Origin of the sequence: Variovorax sp. J31P207 (assembly GCF_030316965.1) — a bacterium.
Classification (GTDB): Bacteria; Pseudomonadota; Gammaproteobacteria; order Burkholderiales; family Burkholderiaceae_C; genus Variovorax; species Variovorax ginsengisoli_B.
On the sequence record NZ_JASZYN010000004.1, the window covers coordinates 155,148 to 169,201 of the forward strand.

Consider the following 14,054-nt stretch of genomic DNA (forward strand, 5'->3'; position numbering starts at 1 on the left):
GATCTCAAAAGACGGGAGGCCGCTTGGCGATGAAGGCGGCGATGCCTTCGCGATGCTCGGCGGTGTCGGCGTAATCGTAGGCGGTCGTCAGCAGCGGCGCGACGCCCGCCTGGGCGCCGGCTTGCCGCAGGGCGGCGAAGGTGGCTTTGTTGAGGCGCGCGGCTGCGGGCGCCAGCGCGGCGATGCGATTTGCGTGGGCCAGCACTTCGGACTGGAGATCGGCATCGGGCAGCACGCGCAGCAGGAAGCCGGCGTCGCGCAGGCGCTCGGCGCCGTGCACGCTGGCCGCCAGCAGCATGTCGCGCGCCAGCACGTCGCCGATCGCACCCTGCACCAGCGCTGCCTCGCGCGGCGCCATCGGAAAACCGAGCTTGGCGATCGGCGCACCGAACTTCGCCGATTCGCCGGCCAGCCGGATGTCGCAGCAGCTCGCGATCTCGAGCCCGGCGCCCATGCAGGCGCCCTCGATGCACGCGACCAGCGGCAGTTCGCAGGCCAGCATGGCGGCCAGCGCCGCCCAGACCTCGTCCTCATGGAAGGCGCGCAGCGGCTCGACCTCGAAGCGGAACGAGGGGTATTCGGAGATGTCGCCGCCGGCGCAGAAGGCGCCGCCCTCCCCGCCGACGACCACGCAGCGAAGCTCGGGCAGTTGCCCGAGACGCTCGAACACCTCGCGCAGCTCGCGCCACATGGCGCGCGTCATGGCATTCAGGCGGCCGCTGTTCGCCAAGGTCACGAAGGCCAACCGGCCCTCCGTGCGCAAGCCGATCGATGCCGTCATTCAAGCCCCCACGCTCGGCACTTCGTGTCCTCGCTGCCCCCCGAGGGGGCGCGAGCTTGCTTGGGGCGGCCCGGCGCGGCGCTCATTCCAACTTCGCCCCCGAAGCCTTGACCACCGCCGCCCAGCGCTTGATTTCCGCATTCACGAAAGCGGCGTAGGCGGCGTTGGTGACGTTCGGGATCTCCGAGCCGTTGCTGGCCCAGATCGACTTCAGTTCGTCGCTGGCGAGCGCCTTCTTCATGTCGTCGACGATCCGGGCCTGCACCTCCGCCGGTGTGCCCTTGGGCGCCCAGAGTCCGTACCAGGTCGTCACGGTGTAGTCGGGCAAACCCACCTCGGCGGCGCAGGGCACGTCGGGGAACGCCGGATTGCGCTTGCCGCCGGCCACCATCAGCGCCTTGATGCGGCCGGCCTTGATGTGCTGGGCCGACGAGCCGAGGCCGTCGAACATCACGTCGACGTTGCCGGCGATCAGGTCCTGCAGCGCCGGTCCGGCGCCTCGATAGGGAATGTGCGTGATGAAAGTGCCGGTCTGCAGCTTGAACAGCTCACCCGCCAGGTGGTGCGAGGTGCCGGCCCCGGCCGAGGCGTAGTTGAGCTTGCCCGGGTTCTGCTTGGCATTGGCGACGAAGGCCTTGAGCGTGGTCTCGGTGACCCGCTTCGGATTCACCACCACCACCTGCGGCACGTTGGCCAGCAGCAGCAGCGGCACGAAATCCCTTTCGAGGTCGTAGTCGAGCTTGGGGTAGATCGACGGCGCGATCGCGTGATGCACCGCGCCCATGAAGAGCGTGTAGCCGTCCGGCGCCGCCTTGGCCGCGATGCTGGCCCCCACGGTGCCGCCGGCGCCGCCGCGGTTGTCGATCACCAGCGTCTGGCCGGTGAGCTTGGTGAATTGCGCCGACAGCGGCCGCGCGAAGGCGTCGGTGCCGCCGCCGGCCGGGAACGGCACGATCATCGTCACCGGCCGGGTCGGCCAGTGCGACTGGGCGCGCACGCCGGCCGCCGCCATCGCGGCGCTCGCCGCCGCCAGGCGCAGCACGTCCCGCCGTTGAAAGCCTGAGGTCATCGGTTGTCTCCTGTTGTCGTTTGTCTGTCTTGCGCCGGGGCCCGAAGCGCGTCGGGTTGGAAGGACCCCAATGCTCTCTCAACCCTTGAGGAACAAGTCGTCGATGCCGCCGGAGACAGCCACCTTGCCCTGGGCGAGCCAGGCGCGGTGCTTGTCGAGGCGCTTGAGATCGTAGAGGTAGTTGACCATCAGGCCGTAGGACTGCCTGAGGCCTTTGGGCGACGGGTCGCCGCCCCAGTTGAGCCGCTCCACCCGCGCACCGTTGCCAAGATGGAAGCGCGCCACCGGATCGACCGGCTTGCCGTCGGCCGTGGCGCGTCCGAGGTATTCGGCCGCCGCGTGCAGCAGCAACTGCCGCACCGGTGACCGGGCGTCGAGCGCCAGCACCTCGTCGGCGGCGGCGAGGAAACGCTCGCCGGTCGGAGGCAGCGAGCCCACGGCCCGCCCCAGTTCGGCGGCCCGCTTCTCGTCGAGCCGCGCGACGATCTGGTCGGCCTTCTTCGCCAGCCAGCCGCGAAAGCCCGGGATCGGCGACAAGGTCGCGAAGACCTTCAGCCGCGGCAGTTCGTCCTGCAGCGTCTCGACCACGCGCTTGATCAGCGAATCGCCGAAACTCACGCCCTTGAGCCCGGCCTGCGTGTTGCTGATCGAATAGAAGATCGCGGTCGTCGCCTTGTCCGGCCTGACCACCGCGGCCGCCTCGTCGAGCAGCGGCACGATGCCCTCGCTGATGTGGTCGACCAGCGCCACCTCGACGAAGATCAGCGGCGTGTTGGGCAGCCGCGGATGGAAGAAGCCGTAGCAGCGGCGATCGCTGTCGAGCCGGTTCTTGACGTCGGCCCAGCTCTTGATGTCGTGCACCGCCTCGTACTGGATCAGCTTCTCGATCAGCGAGGCCGGCGAGTCCCAGCTGATGCGCCGCAGGTCGAGGAAAGCCATGTCGAACCAGGTCGAGAACAGGTGCTCGAGCTCGGCCTCGAGCGGCAGCAGCCGGCGGTCGCCCTTCAGGTGCGGCAGCAGCTCGGCGCGCAGGTCGACCAGGAAGCGCATGCCGTCGGGATCGATCGCGAAGCGCTGCAGCAGCCGCGCGCGCGGCGACGCCAGGGCGCGCCGCAGTCCGATCTCGGCCTGGCCTTCGTCCGGCGTGCCGACCGCGGCCTCGTGCTGGTCGCGCGCCGTGCTGAGCTTCTGCACATCGGGCGCGAAGCGCTCGCTCATCAGGAGCCAGATGTCGCGCCGCTCGTCGAGCTCGCGGGCGCCATACCACTGCACCACCGCATGGGCCCGGCGACCGGCCTCGACTTCGCTGATCTGCGGGTCGACCACCGCCTGCAGGTCGACCAGCGCGTGCCGCAGGGCCCGCGGCCCCAGCGCCTCGCCGGGACGGCGCAGCGTCGCCTCGAGCCGCTCGCCGAGCGGGCGCGGCCCCGCGGCCCGCTTCCCCTTGGTCGAATCGGTGGCCGCCTTGGTGCCATCGGGCGCATGGCCCGGGCGCAGCAGGGAAACCCCGCGTGTGATCCAGTCGCCGGCATTCATGAGATGAGCTTCGCTTTCTGTTGCAGCGCGACCGCCCGCAGGGCCTCGCGCTGGCGGTTCAGGTGGGTCCGCATCGCGGCCTCGGCGCCGTCGCTGTCGCGGGCCTTGAGGGCGGCGAACACCGCGAGATGTTCGGACAGGCTCTGCTCGAGCCGTCCCGGCGCATGCAGCTGCTGCTGCCGCGCCAGCTTGAGGATCTTGCGCAGGTCGCCGATCACCTGCGCCAGCCAGCGGTTGTCGGCCAGCATGATGATCGCCTCGTGGATCGCGAAATTGGTCGCGTAGTAGTCGTTGATGCGGCGCGCCCGCGCGTGCTTCGCGAGCCGGTCGTGGAGCGCTTCGAGCGCGGCGAGATCGTCGTCGCTGGCGTTGCGCGCAGCCTCCCAGGCACAGCGGCCTTCGAGCAGCGCGATCACCGGGAAGATCTCGTCGAGGTCGCGCTGCGTGACCTCGGCGACGAAGCAGCCCCGGCGCGGCTCGTGCCGCAGCAGCCCTTCGGCGGTCAGCACCTTGAGCGCCTCGCGCAAGGGCGTGCGCGAGATCTGCAGGCGCTCGCACACCGACGCCTCGTCGATGAAGGCGCCCGGCACCAGCACGCCGCCGAAGATCTCTTCGCGCAAGGTGGCGGCGACTTCGTCGTGCAGGGAGTTCTGGACCAGGCGCATGGGCGGCTCTCGTAATTACGCGTAATTATGAGAATGCGGAGGCCAACGCGCAACGCCCCGGGGCCTCGGGAGATACCCGGCCCCGGCGGCCGCCGCTCAGCCCCGGAGGGCGCCGGCCACCGGCGCCGGACGGGCGCTGGCATAGAGCCAGAGGCCGAAGGCGATCATCGGCACGCAAAGCCACTGCCCCATGCTCATGTTGAGCGCCAGCAGGCCGAGGAAGTCGTCCGGCTCGCGGAAGTATTCGGCGATGAAGCGCATCAGGCCGTAACCGATCAGGAACACCGCCGACACGCGCCGCTCGCCGCGGTCCTTGCGGGCGTAGAGCCACAGCAGCACGAACAGCAGCAGGCCCTCGAGCAGGAACTGGTAGACCTGCGAGGGGTGGCGCGGCAGCATCGAGCCGCTCTGCGGAAACACCATGCCCCAAGGCAATTCGGGGTTGCTGAAGCGGCCCCAGAGCTCGCCGTTGATGAAGTTGCCCACCCGCCCCGCGGCCAGACCCGTGGGCACGCAGGGCGCCACGAAGTCCATCACCTGCCAGAACGGCCGGGCGCGCGAACGCGAGAACCAGACCATCGAGGCGATCACGCCGAGCAGGCCGCCGTGAAAGCTCATGCCGCCCTGCCAGACGAAGAAGATCTCGAGCGGATGGGTGAGGTAGTAGCCCGGCTTGTAGAACAGGCAGTAGCCGAGCCGACCACCGACGATCACGCCCATCACGCCGAGGAACAGGATGTCCTCGACATCCTTGCGGGTCCAGGCGCCGGGGCCGGTGATCGAGCGGAAGGGCTCGTGCCCGAGCCGGCGCGTGCCGAGGAAATAGAACAGCGCGAAGGCCGCCAGGTAGGTCAGGCCATACCAGTGGATGGCGACCGGCCCGAGCTGCAGGGCGATGGGGTTGATCTGCGGGTACATGAGCATGGGACAGATTGTGCCGTCCCGATGCGAACGCTTCTTAGACACAGGCCCATGCAGACCGCGCAAACGGGGACATCTTCCCCAGCGACCCGGTTCGACGCGATACTCGGGTCTTCACCTAGAACAACAAGGTCAGCCCCATGCAGGGAAACCCACAGGTCATCGACTACTTCAAGCAACTGGTCCGCGGCGAACTCGCCGCCCGCGACCAGTACTTCATCCATTCCCGCATCTACGAGGACCAGGGCTTCGTCAAGCTCTACACCCGCCTCGACCACGAGATGCAAGAGGAAACCCAGCACGCCGACGCGCTGATCCGCCGCATCCTGCTGCTCGGCGGCCTGCCGGACATGCGCCCGAAGGAATTCACGCCCGGGCAGACCGTGCCCGAGATGCTGCAGAAAGACCTGGACACCGAATACGAGGTGCGCGAGGCGCTCAAGCAGGGCATGGCGCTGTGCGAGGGCGTCGGCGACTACGTCAGCCGCGACCTGCTGCTCGCCCAGCTGAAAGACACCGAGGAAGACCACGCCTACTGGCTCGAGAAGCAACTCGGCCTGATCGACAAGGTCGGACTCGAAAACTACCTCCAGACCCAGTCGCAAGCCTGAGGGCGCTCAGCCGCCCTCCTCCATCCGCTCGCGCACGAAGCCGACGAATCGGTCCAGCGCCGGGTGCGCGTCGCCTTCCAGCCACACCAGGCTGGTCTCGCACAGCGGAACCGCCGGCTGTTTCCTGCCGCGCGCACCGGCCCTGTCGGGCGTGCGGTAGACCACCCCGGTGCGGCGAAACTGCATCACGCTCTCGGGAACCCAGGCGAGGCCGAGGCCGGCCGACACCAGGTTGACGATGGTCTGCATCTGGATCGCTTCCTGCGCCACCACGGGCAGCCGGCCGGCCGCGTGGTAGAGCCCGAAGACCGCGTCATGCAGCGAAGGCGCGATGCGGCGCGGAAAGATCACCAGCGGCTCGCCCAGCACCGCCTCCCAAGGCAGCGGTTGCGCGCTCGCCAGCGGATGGTGCTCGGGCAGCGCCAGAACCAGCGGCTCGACAGCCACCCGCAGGTGGCTGAGCCCCGGCGGCGCGAAGCCCGGTGAGTGCAGCATCAGGCCGGCATCGATGTCGCCCCGCTGCAGGTCTCGCAGTTGCACGTCCCCCGTGGCCTCGACCAGTTCGAGCACCACCTGCGGACTGTGTTCGCGAAAGGCGCGCACCCAGCCCGGCAGCTGGTCGAAGCCGATGGTCGAGACGAAGGCCAGCCGGACCCGCCCGACCTCTCCAGCCGCCGCCGCGCGGGCCCGCGACGGCAGGGCCTGGGCGCGCGCCAGCAACTCGCGCACCTCCGGCAGCAGCGCCTCGCCGGCCGGCGTCAGCGCCACCCGGCGCCGCGTGCGATCGAACAGCAGCACCCCGAGCGTGCGCTCGAGCTGGGCGATGGCCTGGGTGACCGGCGGCTGGGTCATGTGCAGCCGCAGCGCGGCCCGGCCGAAGTGCAGCTCTTCGGCAACGGCCACGAACTGGCGCCAGGCGCGCAAGTCGATTGCTGCTTCTTTCATATGCGAAGCATATCAATAGCACCGACAAATAGGATTGGAACCAATCAATCAATCGTCCGATACTTGGCGTCCCCCGATCACGAACGCGAGAACCACGATGGACACGAAACCGATCCAGATCAACCGCCGCAGCGCCAACATCGTCGAAGGCAAGAGCCGGGCGCCGAACCGCTCGATGTTCTACGCCATGGGCTACCAGGAAGGCGACTTCAAGAAGCCGATGGTCGGCGTCGCCAATGGCCACAGCACCATCACGCCCTGCAACTCGGGCCTGCAGAAGCTGGCCGATGCGGCCATCGAGGGCATCGAGGAAGCTGGCGGCAACGCGCAGGTGTTCGGCACCCCGACCATTTCAGACGGCATGGCGATGGGCACCGAGGGCATGAAGTACTCGCTGGTCAGCCGCGAAGTGATTTCCGACTGCATCGAGACCTGCGTCGGCGGCCAGTGGATGGACGGCGTGCTGGTGGTCGGCGGCTGTGACAAGAACATGCCCGGCGGCCTGATGGGCATGCTGCGCGCCAACGTGCCGGCGATCTATGTCTACGGCGGCACCATCCTGCCCGGCCGGTACAAGGGCCAGGACCTCAACATCGTGAGCGTGTTCGAGGCGGTCGGCCAGAACGCCGCCGGCAACCTCAGCGACGAGGACCTGCGCGAGATCGAGATGCGCGCGATCCCCGGCACCGGCTCCTGCGGCGGCATGTACACGGCCAACACCATGAGTTCGGCCTTCGAGGCGCTGGGCATCTCGCTGCCCTACTCGTCGACCATGGCCAACCCGCACGACGAGAAGGCCAACTCGGCCAAGGAATCGGCCAAGGTGCTGATCGAGGCGATCAAGAAGGACATCAAGCCGCGCGACATCGTCACCAAGAAGGCGATCGAGAACGCGGTGGCCGTCATCATGGCCACCGGCGGCTCGACCAATGCGGTGCTGCACTTCCTGGCGATCGCCCATGCGGCGGGCGTCGACTGGTCGATCGACGACTTCGAGCGCATGCGCAAGAAGGTGCCGGTGCTGTGCGACCTGAAGCCCAGCGGCAAGTACCTGGCGGTCGACCTGCACCAGGCCGGCGGCATCCCCCAGGTCATGAAGGTGCTGCTGAACGCCGGCCTGCTGCACGGCGACTGCCTGACGATCAGCGGCCAGACCATCGCCGAAGTGCTGAAGGACGTGCCCGACCAGCCGCGCGCCGACCAGGACGTGATCCGCCCGATCGGCAACCCGATGTACGCCGAGGGCCACCTCGCGATCCTGAAGGGCAACCTGTCGCCCGAAGGCGCGGTGGCCAAGATCACCGGGCTCAAGAACCCGGTCATCACAGGCCCGGCGCGCGTCTTCGACGACGAGCAGTCGGCCCTGCAGGCGATCCTCGACGGCAAGATCAAGGCCGGCGACGTGATGGTGCTGCGCTACCTGGGCCCCAAGGGCGGCCCCGGCATGCCCGAGATGCTGGCCCCCACGGGCGCGCTGATCGGCGCCGGCCTGGGCGAAAGCGTCGGCCTCATCACCGACGGCCGCTTCTCGGGCGGCACCTGGGGCATGGTGGTCGGTCACGTGGCGCCCGAAGCGGCGGCCGGCGGCACCATCGCCTTCGTCAACGAAGGCGACTCGATCACCATCGACGCCCATGAACTGAAGCTCGAACTCAACGTGCCGGAAGCCGAGATCGCCAAGCGACGCGAAGGCTGGAAGGCACCGGCGCCGCGCTATACGCGGGGGGTGCAGGCGAAGTTCGCCTTCAATGCCTCAAGTGCAAGCTCCGGCGCGGTGCTCGACAAGTATTGAGCTCGCCCCCAGGTTGCCCGGCACTGCGTGTCCGGGCGCCCACCCCCTGCCGGGGGCAACACCAGCGGCCCGGCAAAGCCGGTTCCGCGGTGTTTCTCGTGAAGAGCGCGTTGGAGGCGCCTGGCTGCTCAGCGCCGCTTGCGGTTCGAGCGACTGGTGAGCATGCCGAGATTGCTGCGCTGGCGGTCGATGCGGTCCTGGCGCCGCTGGTTCTCTTTTTCGACCACCTTGCGCTTGGTGTAGCCCGAGGCATCGGCCCACGCCCACCATGCGATCGCGAGCGCGAACGGAATCAGCACGACCCACCAGCTCCAGGTGGCGACAAAGCCGATCTCGAAAAACTTGAGCGCCACACCCAGCAGGCCCAGCATCAGGAACCACATCGCGAACTTCTCCGTTGAGTCAGGGACACGCCGGCCAGGACGGTCCACCGCCCTGCCTACAATCGCGTTGATACGACTTTAACGCACCCACGCATCAGTCACCCATGAAAAAAGCGCTCTTGCTCGCCCTGGCCGCCCTGGCCTGCGCCGCGCCCGCCTTCGCCGACCTGGCGCTGGCGACGTCGAAGAACTGCATGAGCTGCCACGCGGTCGATCGCAAGGTGCTGGGCCCCTCGTTCAAGGACGTGGCCGCGAAGTACAAGGACGACAAAGGCGCCGTCGACATGCTGGCGACCAAGATCGTGAAGGGCGGCGCGGGCGTCTGGGGCCCGGTGCCGATGCCCGCCAACAACCAGGTCAGCGAGGCGGACGCCAAGAAGCTCGCGGCCTGGGTGCTGTCGACCAAGTAGGCACGGCAGCACGCCGGCTCAGACCGCCGGCGGCAGGGCGGACGGTGTCGCCACCGGGCGCCGTTCGAGGCGATCCTCCAGCTGCCCGATGTGAGCCGCGATCGAGTTCTCGGATTGCTCGGCGCGCTGCCTGGCAGCCACCTCCACCTGTTCGATGCGCGCCAGCAAGGCTGCATGCCGCTCGGCATTGCGCGCCATGTGGACGTTTTCCTGGGTTTCGAGAAAGCTGCGCAGCTCGGTGAAGCGCGAGGCCTCGGCCTTGTCGGCGAGGTCGCGCTGGGCTTGCATTTCCTTGGTGTGCCGGCGCGTCTCCATCAGGATCGAGCTTTGCAGGTAGACCACGTAGGCCACGAAGAAGATGCCGAGCAGCGCCGTCAGGCCCAGCATGATCAGGCCCAGCGGCGCCGTGACCTGCATGAAACCGATCGAGATCAAGGTGGGTGTTGCGATCGTGCCCCAGTTCAACGCGGCCAGCGCTGCGATCAGCAGCACGACGATCAGCAAGACGGCAGTTCTCAATCCCATTTTGTTTTTTCCCTGAAGTTGAACCGCTGGCGGCGACGCGCCGCCAGCGCCCCCGCTCAGTACGCCTGGCCCAGCTGTTCGAGGATGGCCGGGTTCTCCAGAGTCGAGGTGTCCTGGGTGATGGCCTCGCCCTTGGCGAGGCTGCGAAGCAGGCGCCGCATGATCTTACCGCTGCGCGTCTTCGGAAGATTCTCTCCGAAGCGGATGTCTTTCGGTTTTGCGATGGGACCGATCTCCTTCGCCACCCAGTTGCGCAGTTCGGTCGCGATCTTGCGCGCTTCCTCGTCGCTCGCCGGTCGGCCGCGCTTGAGCACCACGAAGGCGCAGACCGCTTCGCCCGTCACGTCGTCAGGCCGCCCCACCACGGCCGCCTCGGCCACCAGGTCGGTCTTGGCCACCAGCGCCGATTCGATCTCCATCGTGCCGAGCCGGTGGCCCGAGACGTTGAGCACGTCGTCGATGCGTCCCGTGATGCGGAAGTAGCCGCGGTCGGCGCTGCGCACCGCGCCATCGCCGGCGAGGTAGATCGTGCCGCCCATCTCCTCGGGGAAATAGCTCTTCTTGAAACGCTCGGGATCGTTCCAGATGGTGCGGATCATCGACGGCCAGGGGCGCTTGATGACCAGCATGCCGCCGGCCCCGTTGGGGATGTCCTTGCCGGTCTCGTCGACGATCGCGGCCATGATGCCCGGCAGCGGCAGCGTGCACGACCCCGGCACCAGCGGCGTGGCGCCCGGCAGCGGCGTGATGACGTGGCCGCCGGTCTCGGTCTGCCAGAAGGTGTCGACGATCGGGCATTTCTCGGCGCCGATGTTCCGGTGGTACCACATCCAGGCTTCCGGATTGATCGGCTCGCCCACGGTGCCGAGGATGCGCAGGCTCGACAGGTTCCAGTTCTTCGGGTGCACCTTCTCGTCGCTGTCGGCCGCCTTGATCAGCGAGCGGATCGCGGTCGGCGCGGTGTAGAAGATCGTGACCTTGTGCTTCTCGATCATCTGCCAGAAGCGCCCGGCGTGCGGGAAGGTCGGGATGCCTTCGAACACCACCTGCGTCGCACCCGCGGCCAGCGGGCCGTAGGCGACATAGGTGTGGCCGGTGATCCAGCCGATGTCGGCGGTGCACCAGAAGACATCCTCGGGACGGACGTCGAAGGTCCAGTCCATCGTGAGCTTGGCCCACAGCAGGTAGCCGCCGGTGGCATGCTGCACGCCCTTGGGTTTTCCGGTCGAGCCCGAGGTGTAGAGGATGAACAGCGGATGCTCGGCGCCGACCGGGACCGGCGGGCATTCGCTGGCCTGGCCTTTCAGCACCTCGGCGAAGGTCTTGTCGCGCCCGGCCACCATCGCGCAGGCGGTCGCGGTGCGCTGGTAGACCAGCACGCTCTTGATCGACTCGCAGCCGCCGAGCGCGATGCCGTCGTCGACGATCGCCTTCAGCGGCAGTTCCTTGCCGCCGCGCAGCTGGTAGTTGGCGGTGATGACGGCCACCGCACCGGCGTCGATGATGCGTTCCTGCAGCGCCTTGGCCGAGAAGCCGCCGAAGACCACGCTGTGGGTGGCGCCGATGCGGGCGCAGGCCTGCATCGCGATCACGCCTTCGATGGTCATCGGCATGTAGATGATGACCCGGTCGCCCTTGCGGATGCCCTCGGCCTTGAGCGCGTTTGCGAACTGCGAGACGCGAGCCAGCAGTTCCTTGTAGGTGACCTTGGTGACCGCGCCGTCGTCGGCCTCGAAGATGATCGCGGTCTTGTTCTCGACCGGGGTGCCGATGTGCTTGTCGAGGCAGTTGGCGGAGGCGTTGAGCTCGCCGTCCTCGAACCACGTGTAGAACGGCGCGTTCGACTCGTCGAGCGTGCGCGTGAAGGGCTTGGTCCAGGTCACGTTGGCTTTCGCCTGGCGGGCCCAGAAGCCGTCGAAGTCGTCCGCGGCCTCCTTGCAGAGCGCGTCGTAGGCCGCCATGCTGGCGATGCGCGCGCCCTGGCTGGCCCGCGCGTCGGGCGGAAAGACACGGTTTTCGACCAGGACGGATTCGATCGTCGATGCGCTGCTCATTCTTGTCTCCTGTACCAAACGTGATGACGGGTCGTAATGTCGGATTCCGCACTTACGGACGACTGACGGGCCATGTTAACGACACGGGGCATTGCGCAGTTCGGTCACAGGCCGCCCCTAGAATCGCCGTTTTACAGCTGTTCGCAAGTTCACCGAAACCTTTCGATGTCAAACGACGATCCTCTCCTTCCCCGGACCGGCAAGGTCTCGCCGCTGCGGCCGCTCCCCAACCTGATCTTCGCGAGCCGTTGGCTGCAGCTGCCGCTGTACCTCGGCCTGATCGTGGCGCAGGCGGTCTATGTGATGCATTTCCTGGTCGAGCTGACCCACCTGGTCGAGGCCGCGTTCGGCAGCAATGATGCGCTGGAGGCGCTGGTCACCAGCATCGGCTACAAGACCACCGCCCCGGTGACCTCGCTCAACGAGACCGTGATCATGCTGGTGGTGCTGGCGCTGATCGACGTCGTCATGATCTCCAACCTGCTGATCATGGTGATCGTCGGCGGCTACGAGACCTTCGTGAGCCGCATGAACCTCGAAGGCCATCGCGACCAGCCCGAATGGCTGAGCCACGTCAACGCCTCGGTGCTGAAGGTCAAGCTGGCGACCGCGATCATCGGCATCAGCTCGATCCACCTGCTCAAGACCTTCATCAATGCCGACAACTACACCGACCGGGTGCTGATCGCGCAGACCGCGATCCACATCACCTTCCTGCTGTCGGCGATGGCGATCGCGGCGACCGACCGGCTGATGGCCCGCGCGCCCGCCGACCATTGACGCGGCCGGGGCCGTTCAGCGCCCCGTCATGTTCTCGGGCACCACCCACTGGTCGAACTGCTCGGCCGTCAGGTGCCCCGAGGCGATCGCCGCCTCGCGCAGGCTGCTGCCTTCCTTGTGCGCCTTCTTGGCGATGAAGGCCGCCTTGTCGTAGCCGATGTGGGTGTTGAGCGCCGTCACCAGCATCAGCGAACGCTGCACCAGCTCGGTGATGCGCTCGCGGTTGGGCTCGATGCCGACCGCGCAGTGGTCGTTGAAGCTCACCATGCCGTCGGCCAGCAGCCGCACGCTCTGCAGGAAGTTGTGCGCCACCATCGGGCGGAACACGTTGAGCTCGAAGTTGCCCGAGGCGCCGCCGATGTTGATCGCGACGTCGTTGCCGAAGACCTGCGCCGCCAGCATCGTGACGGCCTCGCTCTGCGTCGGATTGACCTTGCCCGGCATGATCGAGGAGCCCGGCTCGTTCTCGGGAATGCTGAGCTCGCCGATGCCGCTGCGCGGCCCGCTGGCCAGCCAGCGCACGTCGTTGGCGATCTTCATCATGCTGGCCGCCAGGGTCTTGAGCGCGCCATGCGCATGGACCAGCGCATCGACCGAGGCCATGGCCTCGAACTTGTTCGGCGCCGTGACGAACGGCAGGCCGGTGAGCTTCGCGAGTTCGGCCGCCACCTGTTCCGCATAGCCCTTGGGGGCGTTGAGGCCGGTGCCGACCGCGGTGCCGCCGAGCGCCAGCTCGCACAGGTGCGGCAGCGACGCCCGCACATGGGCCTCGCCGTGGGCCAGCTGGGCCGCATAGCCCGAGAACTCCTGGCCCAGGGTCAGCGGCGTCGCGTCCTGCAGATGGGTGCGGCCGATCTTGACGATGTCGGCGAAGTCCTTCGACTTTTGCAGGAGCGTGCCGCGCAGCTTGGCGATCGCCGGCAGCAGCCGGTGCGTGATCGCCTCGACCGCCGCCACGTGCATCGCGGTCGGGAAGACGTCGTTGGACGACTGGCTGCGGTTGACGTCGTCATTCGGGTGCACCCGCCGCCCTTCCCCGCGCTCGCCGCCGAGCAATTCGCTGGCGCGGTTGGCCAGCACCTCGTTGACGTTCATGTTGGTCTGGGTGCCGGAGCCGGTCTGCCAGACCACCAGCGGGAATTCGTCCGCATGCCGGTCGGCGATCACCTCGTCGGCGGCGGCCGCGATGGCCTGCGTCTTGGCCTCGTCCTGGAGGCCCAGCGCATGGTTCACGACGGCCGAGGCGCGCTTGACCTGCGCCAGGGCACGGATGATTTCCCGCGGCTGCCGTTCGCCGGAGATGTCGAAGTTCTGCAGCGAGCGCTGCGTCTGCGCGCCCCACAGCTTGTCGGCCGGGACTTCGATCGGGCCGAAAGTGTCGCGTTCGACACGGGTCTTGGGAGATGTCGTCATGGATGGCTCCGGAGTTCGGATGGGAGGGTACGCCCGGCGGACCGGGATTTGCACCGAGTATCGTCTCAAACAAGAATGGGTCGCATTTGCCCGGGTTCGCCTTGACAGACGTCATACCGGAAAGTTATAATCCAGCCCCTCAGACGATCAACAAGTCATGTTGATTGCC

Annotated in this window: 14 protein-coding genes; 4 read left to right on the top strand and 10 right to left on the bottom strand. The window is 67.7% G+C overall.

Going from position 1 to position 14,054, the window contains the following annotated elements; translation table 11 throughout:
- Window positions 1–4 precede the first annotated feature (4 nt).
- The 5 genes from QTI68_RS15340 to lgt form a co-directional block, all read right to left on the bottom strand.
- Window positions 5–781, bottom strand: coding sequence for an enoyl-CoA hydratase/isomerase family protein (locus QTI68_RS15340; RefSeq protein ID WP_286522437.1), 777 nt, complete (start codon window positions 779–781; stop codon window positions 5–7).
- A gap of 82 nt (window positions 782–863) precedes the next feature.
- Window positions 864–1,850 (bottom strand): Bug family tripartite tricarboxylate transporter substrate binding protein, encoded by a 987-nt coding sequence (locus tag QTI68_RS15345; RefSeq protein ID WP_286522438.1) that lies wholly within the window; start codon window positions 1,848–1,850, stop codon window positions 864–866.
- A gap of 78 nt (window positions 1,851–1,928) precedes the next feature.
- On the bottom strand, window positions 1,929–3,386 hold the full coding sequence (locus QTI68_RS15350; RefSeq protein WP_286522439.1) for a malonyl-CoA decarboxylase: 1,458 nt from the start codon (window positions 3,384–3,386) through the stop codon (window positions 1,929–1,931).
- Window positions 3,383–4,051, bottom strand: a complete 669-nt coding sequence (locus QTI68_RS15355) for a GntR family transcriptional regulator (protein ID WP_286522441.1) — start codon at window positions 4,049–4,051, stop codon at window positions 3,383–3,385. Before QTI68_RS15355 ends, QTI68_RS15350 begins: the two co-directional genes overlap by 4 nt.
- 96 nt (window positions 4,052–4,147) lie before the next feature.
- Window positions 4,148–4,975: a prolipoprotein diacylglyceryl transferase gene (lgt, locus tag QTI68_RS15360; RefSeq protein ID WP_286522442.1), complete on the bottom strand. Its 828-nt coding sequence runs from the start codon at window positions 4,973–4,975 to the stop codon at window positions 4,148–4,150.
- A 137-nt stretch (window positions 4,976–5,112) separates the two neighbouring features.
- Between lgt and bfr the strand changes: the two genes are divergently transcribed.
- Entirely contained in the window at window positions 5,113–5,583 is a 471-nt protein-coding gene (bfr, locus tag QTI68_RS15365) for a bacterioferritin (RefSeq protein WP_286522443.1), read from the top strand.
- Between the two features lie 6 nt (window positions 5,584–5,589).
- Here bfr and QTI68_RS15370 read toward each other — a convergent pair whose 3' ends face one another.
- Window positions 5,590–6,528 (bottom strand): LysR family transcriptional regulator, encoded by a 939-nt coding sequence (locus QTI68_RS15370; protein WP_286522444.1) that lies wholly within the window; start codon window positions 6,526–6,528, stop codon window positions 5,590–5,592.
- A 97-nt stretch (window positions 6,529–6,625) separates the two neighbouring features.
- On the opposite strand from QTI68_RS15370, the gene ilvD reads away from it, so the two are divergent.
- Complete coding sequence (ilvD, locus tag QTI68_RS15375) at window positions 6,626–8,320, top strand: dihydroxy-acid dehydratase (protein WP_286367550.1); 1,695 nt, start codon at window positions 6,626–6,628, stop codon at window positions 8,318–8,320.
- 128 nt (window positions 8,321–8,448) lie between these two features.
- Here the strand turns inward: ilvD and QTI68_RS15380 are convergent, their stop codons facing one another.
- On the bottom strand, window positions 8,449–8,703 hold the full coding sequence (locus QTI68_RS15380) for a TIGR04438 family Trp-rich protein (RefSeq protein ID WP_286522445.1): 255 nt from the start codon (window positions 8,701–8,703) through the stop codon (window positions 8,449–8,451).
- Between the two features lie 104 nt (window positions 8,704–8,807).
- Between QTI68_RS15380 and QTI68_RS15385 the strand changes: the two genes are divergently transcribed.
- Complete coding sequence (locus tag QTI68_RS15385) at window positions 8,808–9,113, top strand: c-type cytochrome (RefSeq protein ID WP_286522447.1); 306 nt, start codon at window positions 8,808–8,810, stop codon at window positions 9,111–9,113.
- Between the two features lie 18 nt (window positions 9,114–9,131).
- Here QTI68_RS15385 and QTI68_RS15390 read toward each other — a convergent pair whose 3' ends face one another.
- On the bottom strand, window positions 9,132–9,638 hold the full coding sequence (locus tag QTI68_RS15390; RefSeq protein WP_286522449.1) for a LapA family protein: 507 nt from the start codon (window positions 9,636–9,638) through the stop codon (window positions 9,132–9,134).
- A 56-nt stretch (window positions 9,639–9,694) separates the two neighbouring features.
- Window positions 9,695–11,692 (bottom strand): acetate--CoA ligase, encoded by a 1,998-nt coding sequence (gene acs / locus QTI68_RS15395; protein WP_286522451.1) that lies wholly within the window; start codon window positions 11,690–11,692, stop codon window positions 9,695–9,697.
- 165 nt (window positions 11,693–11,857) lie between these two features.
- Here acs and QTI68_RS15400 point away from each other — a divergent pair, with 165 nt between their 5' ends.
- On the top strand, window positions 11,858–12,472 hold the full coding sequence (locus QTI68_RS15400; RefSeq protein WP_286522452.1) for a YqhA family protein: 615 nt from the start codon (window positions 11,858–11,860) through the stop codon (window positions 12,470–12,472).
- Between the two features lie 15 nt (window positions 12,473–12,487).
- Here QTI68_RS15400 and fumC read toward each other — a convergent pair whose 3' ends face one another.
- The gene (fumC, locus tag QTI68_RS15405; protein WP_286522454.1) at window positions 12,488–13,885 is read right to left on the bottom strand and encodes a class II fumarate hydratase; all 1,398 of its coding nucleotides are present in this window, start codon (window positions 13,883–13,885) and stop codon (window positions 12,488–12,490) included.
- Between the last annotated feature and the right edge of the window lie 169 nt (window positions 13,886–14,054).

What these genes read in the sequence shown, in the direction of transcription:
- QTI68_RS15345 (WP_286522438.1), bottom strand. Translation starts at nt 1,850, where the DNA reads ATGACCTCAGGCTTTCAACGGCGGGACGTGCTGCGCCTGGCGGCGGCG.
- QTI68_RS15340 (WP_286522437.1), bottom strand. Translation starts at nt 781, where the DNA reads ATGACGGCATCGATCGGCTTGCGCACGGAGGGCCGGTTGGCCTTCGTG.
- QTI68_RS15350 (WP_286522439.1), bottom strand. Translation starts at nt 3,386, where the DNA reads ATGAATGCCGGCGACTGGATCACACGCGGGGTTTCCCTGCTGCGCCCG.
- acs (WP_286522451.1), bottom strand. Translation starts at nt 11,692, where the DNA reads ATGAGCAGCGCATCGACGATCGAATCCGTCCTGGTCGAAAACCGTGTC.
- QTI68_RS15390 (WP_286522449.1), bottom strand. Translation starts at nt 9,638, where the DNA reads ATGGGATTGAGAACTGCCGTCTTGCTGATCGTCGTGCTGCTGATCGCA.
- QTI68_RS15380 (WP_286522445.1), bottom strand. Translation starts at nt 8,703, where the DNA reads ATGTGGTTCCTGATGCTGGGCCTGCTGGGTGTGGCGCTCAAGTTTTTC.
- lgt (WP_286522442.1), bottom strand. Translation starts at nt 4,975, where the DNA reads ATGCTCATGTACCCGCAGATCAACCCCATCGCCCTGCAGCTCGGGCCG.
- ilvD (WP_286367550.1), top strand. Translation starts at nt 6,626, where the DNA reads ATGGACACGAAACCGATCCAGATCAACCGCCGCAGCGCCAACATCGTC.
- QTI68_RS15400 (WP_286522452.1), top strand. Translation starts at nt 11,858, where the DNA reads ATGTCAAACGACGATCCTCTCCTTCCCCGGACCGGCAAGGTCTCGCCG.
- QTI68_RS15385 (WP_286522447.1), top strand. Translation starts at nt 8,808, where the DNA reads ATGAAAAAAGCGCTCTTGCTCGCCCTGGCCGCCCTGGCCTGCGCCGCG.
- QTI68_RS15370 (WP_286522444.1), bottom strand. Translation starts at nt 6,528, where the DNA reads ATGAAAGAAGCAGCAATCGACTTGCGCGCCTGGCGCCAGTTCGTGGCC.
- fumC (WP_286522454.1), bottom strand. Translation starts at nt 13,885, where the DNA reads ATGACGACATCTCCCAAGACCCGTGTCGAACGCGACACTTTCGGCCCG.
- QTI68_RS15355 (WP_286522441.1), bottom strand. Translation starts at nt 4,051, where the DNA reads ATGCGCCTGGTCCAGAACTCCCTGCACGACGAAGTCGCCGCCACCTTG.
- bfr (WP_286522443.1), top strand. Translation starts at nt 5,113, where the DNA reads ATGCAGGGAAACCCACAGGTCATCGACTACTTCAAGCAACTGGTCCGC.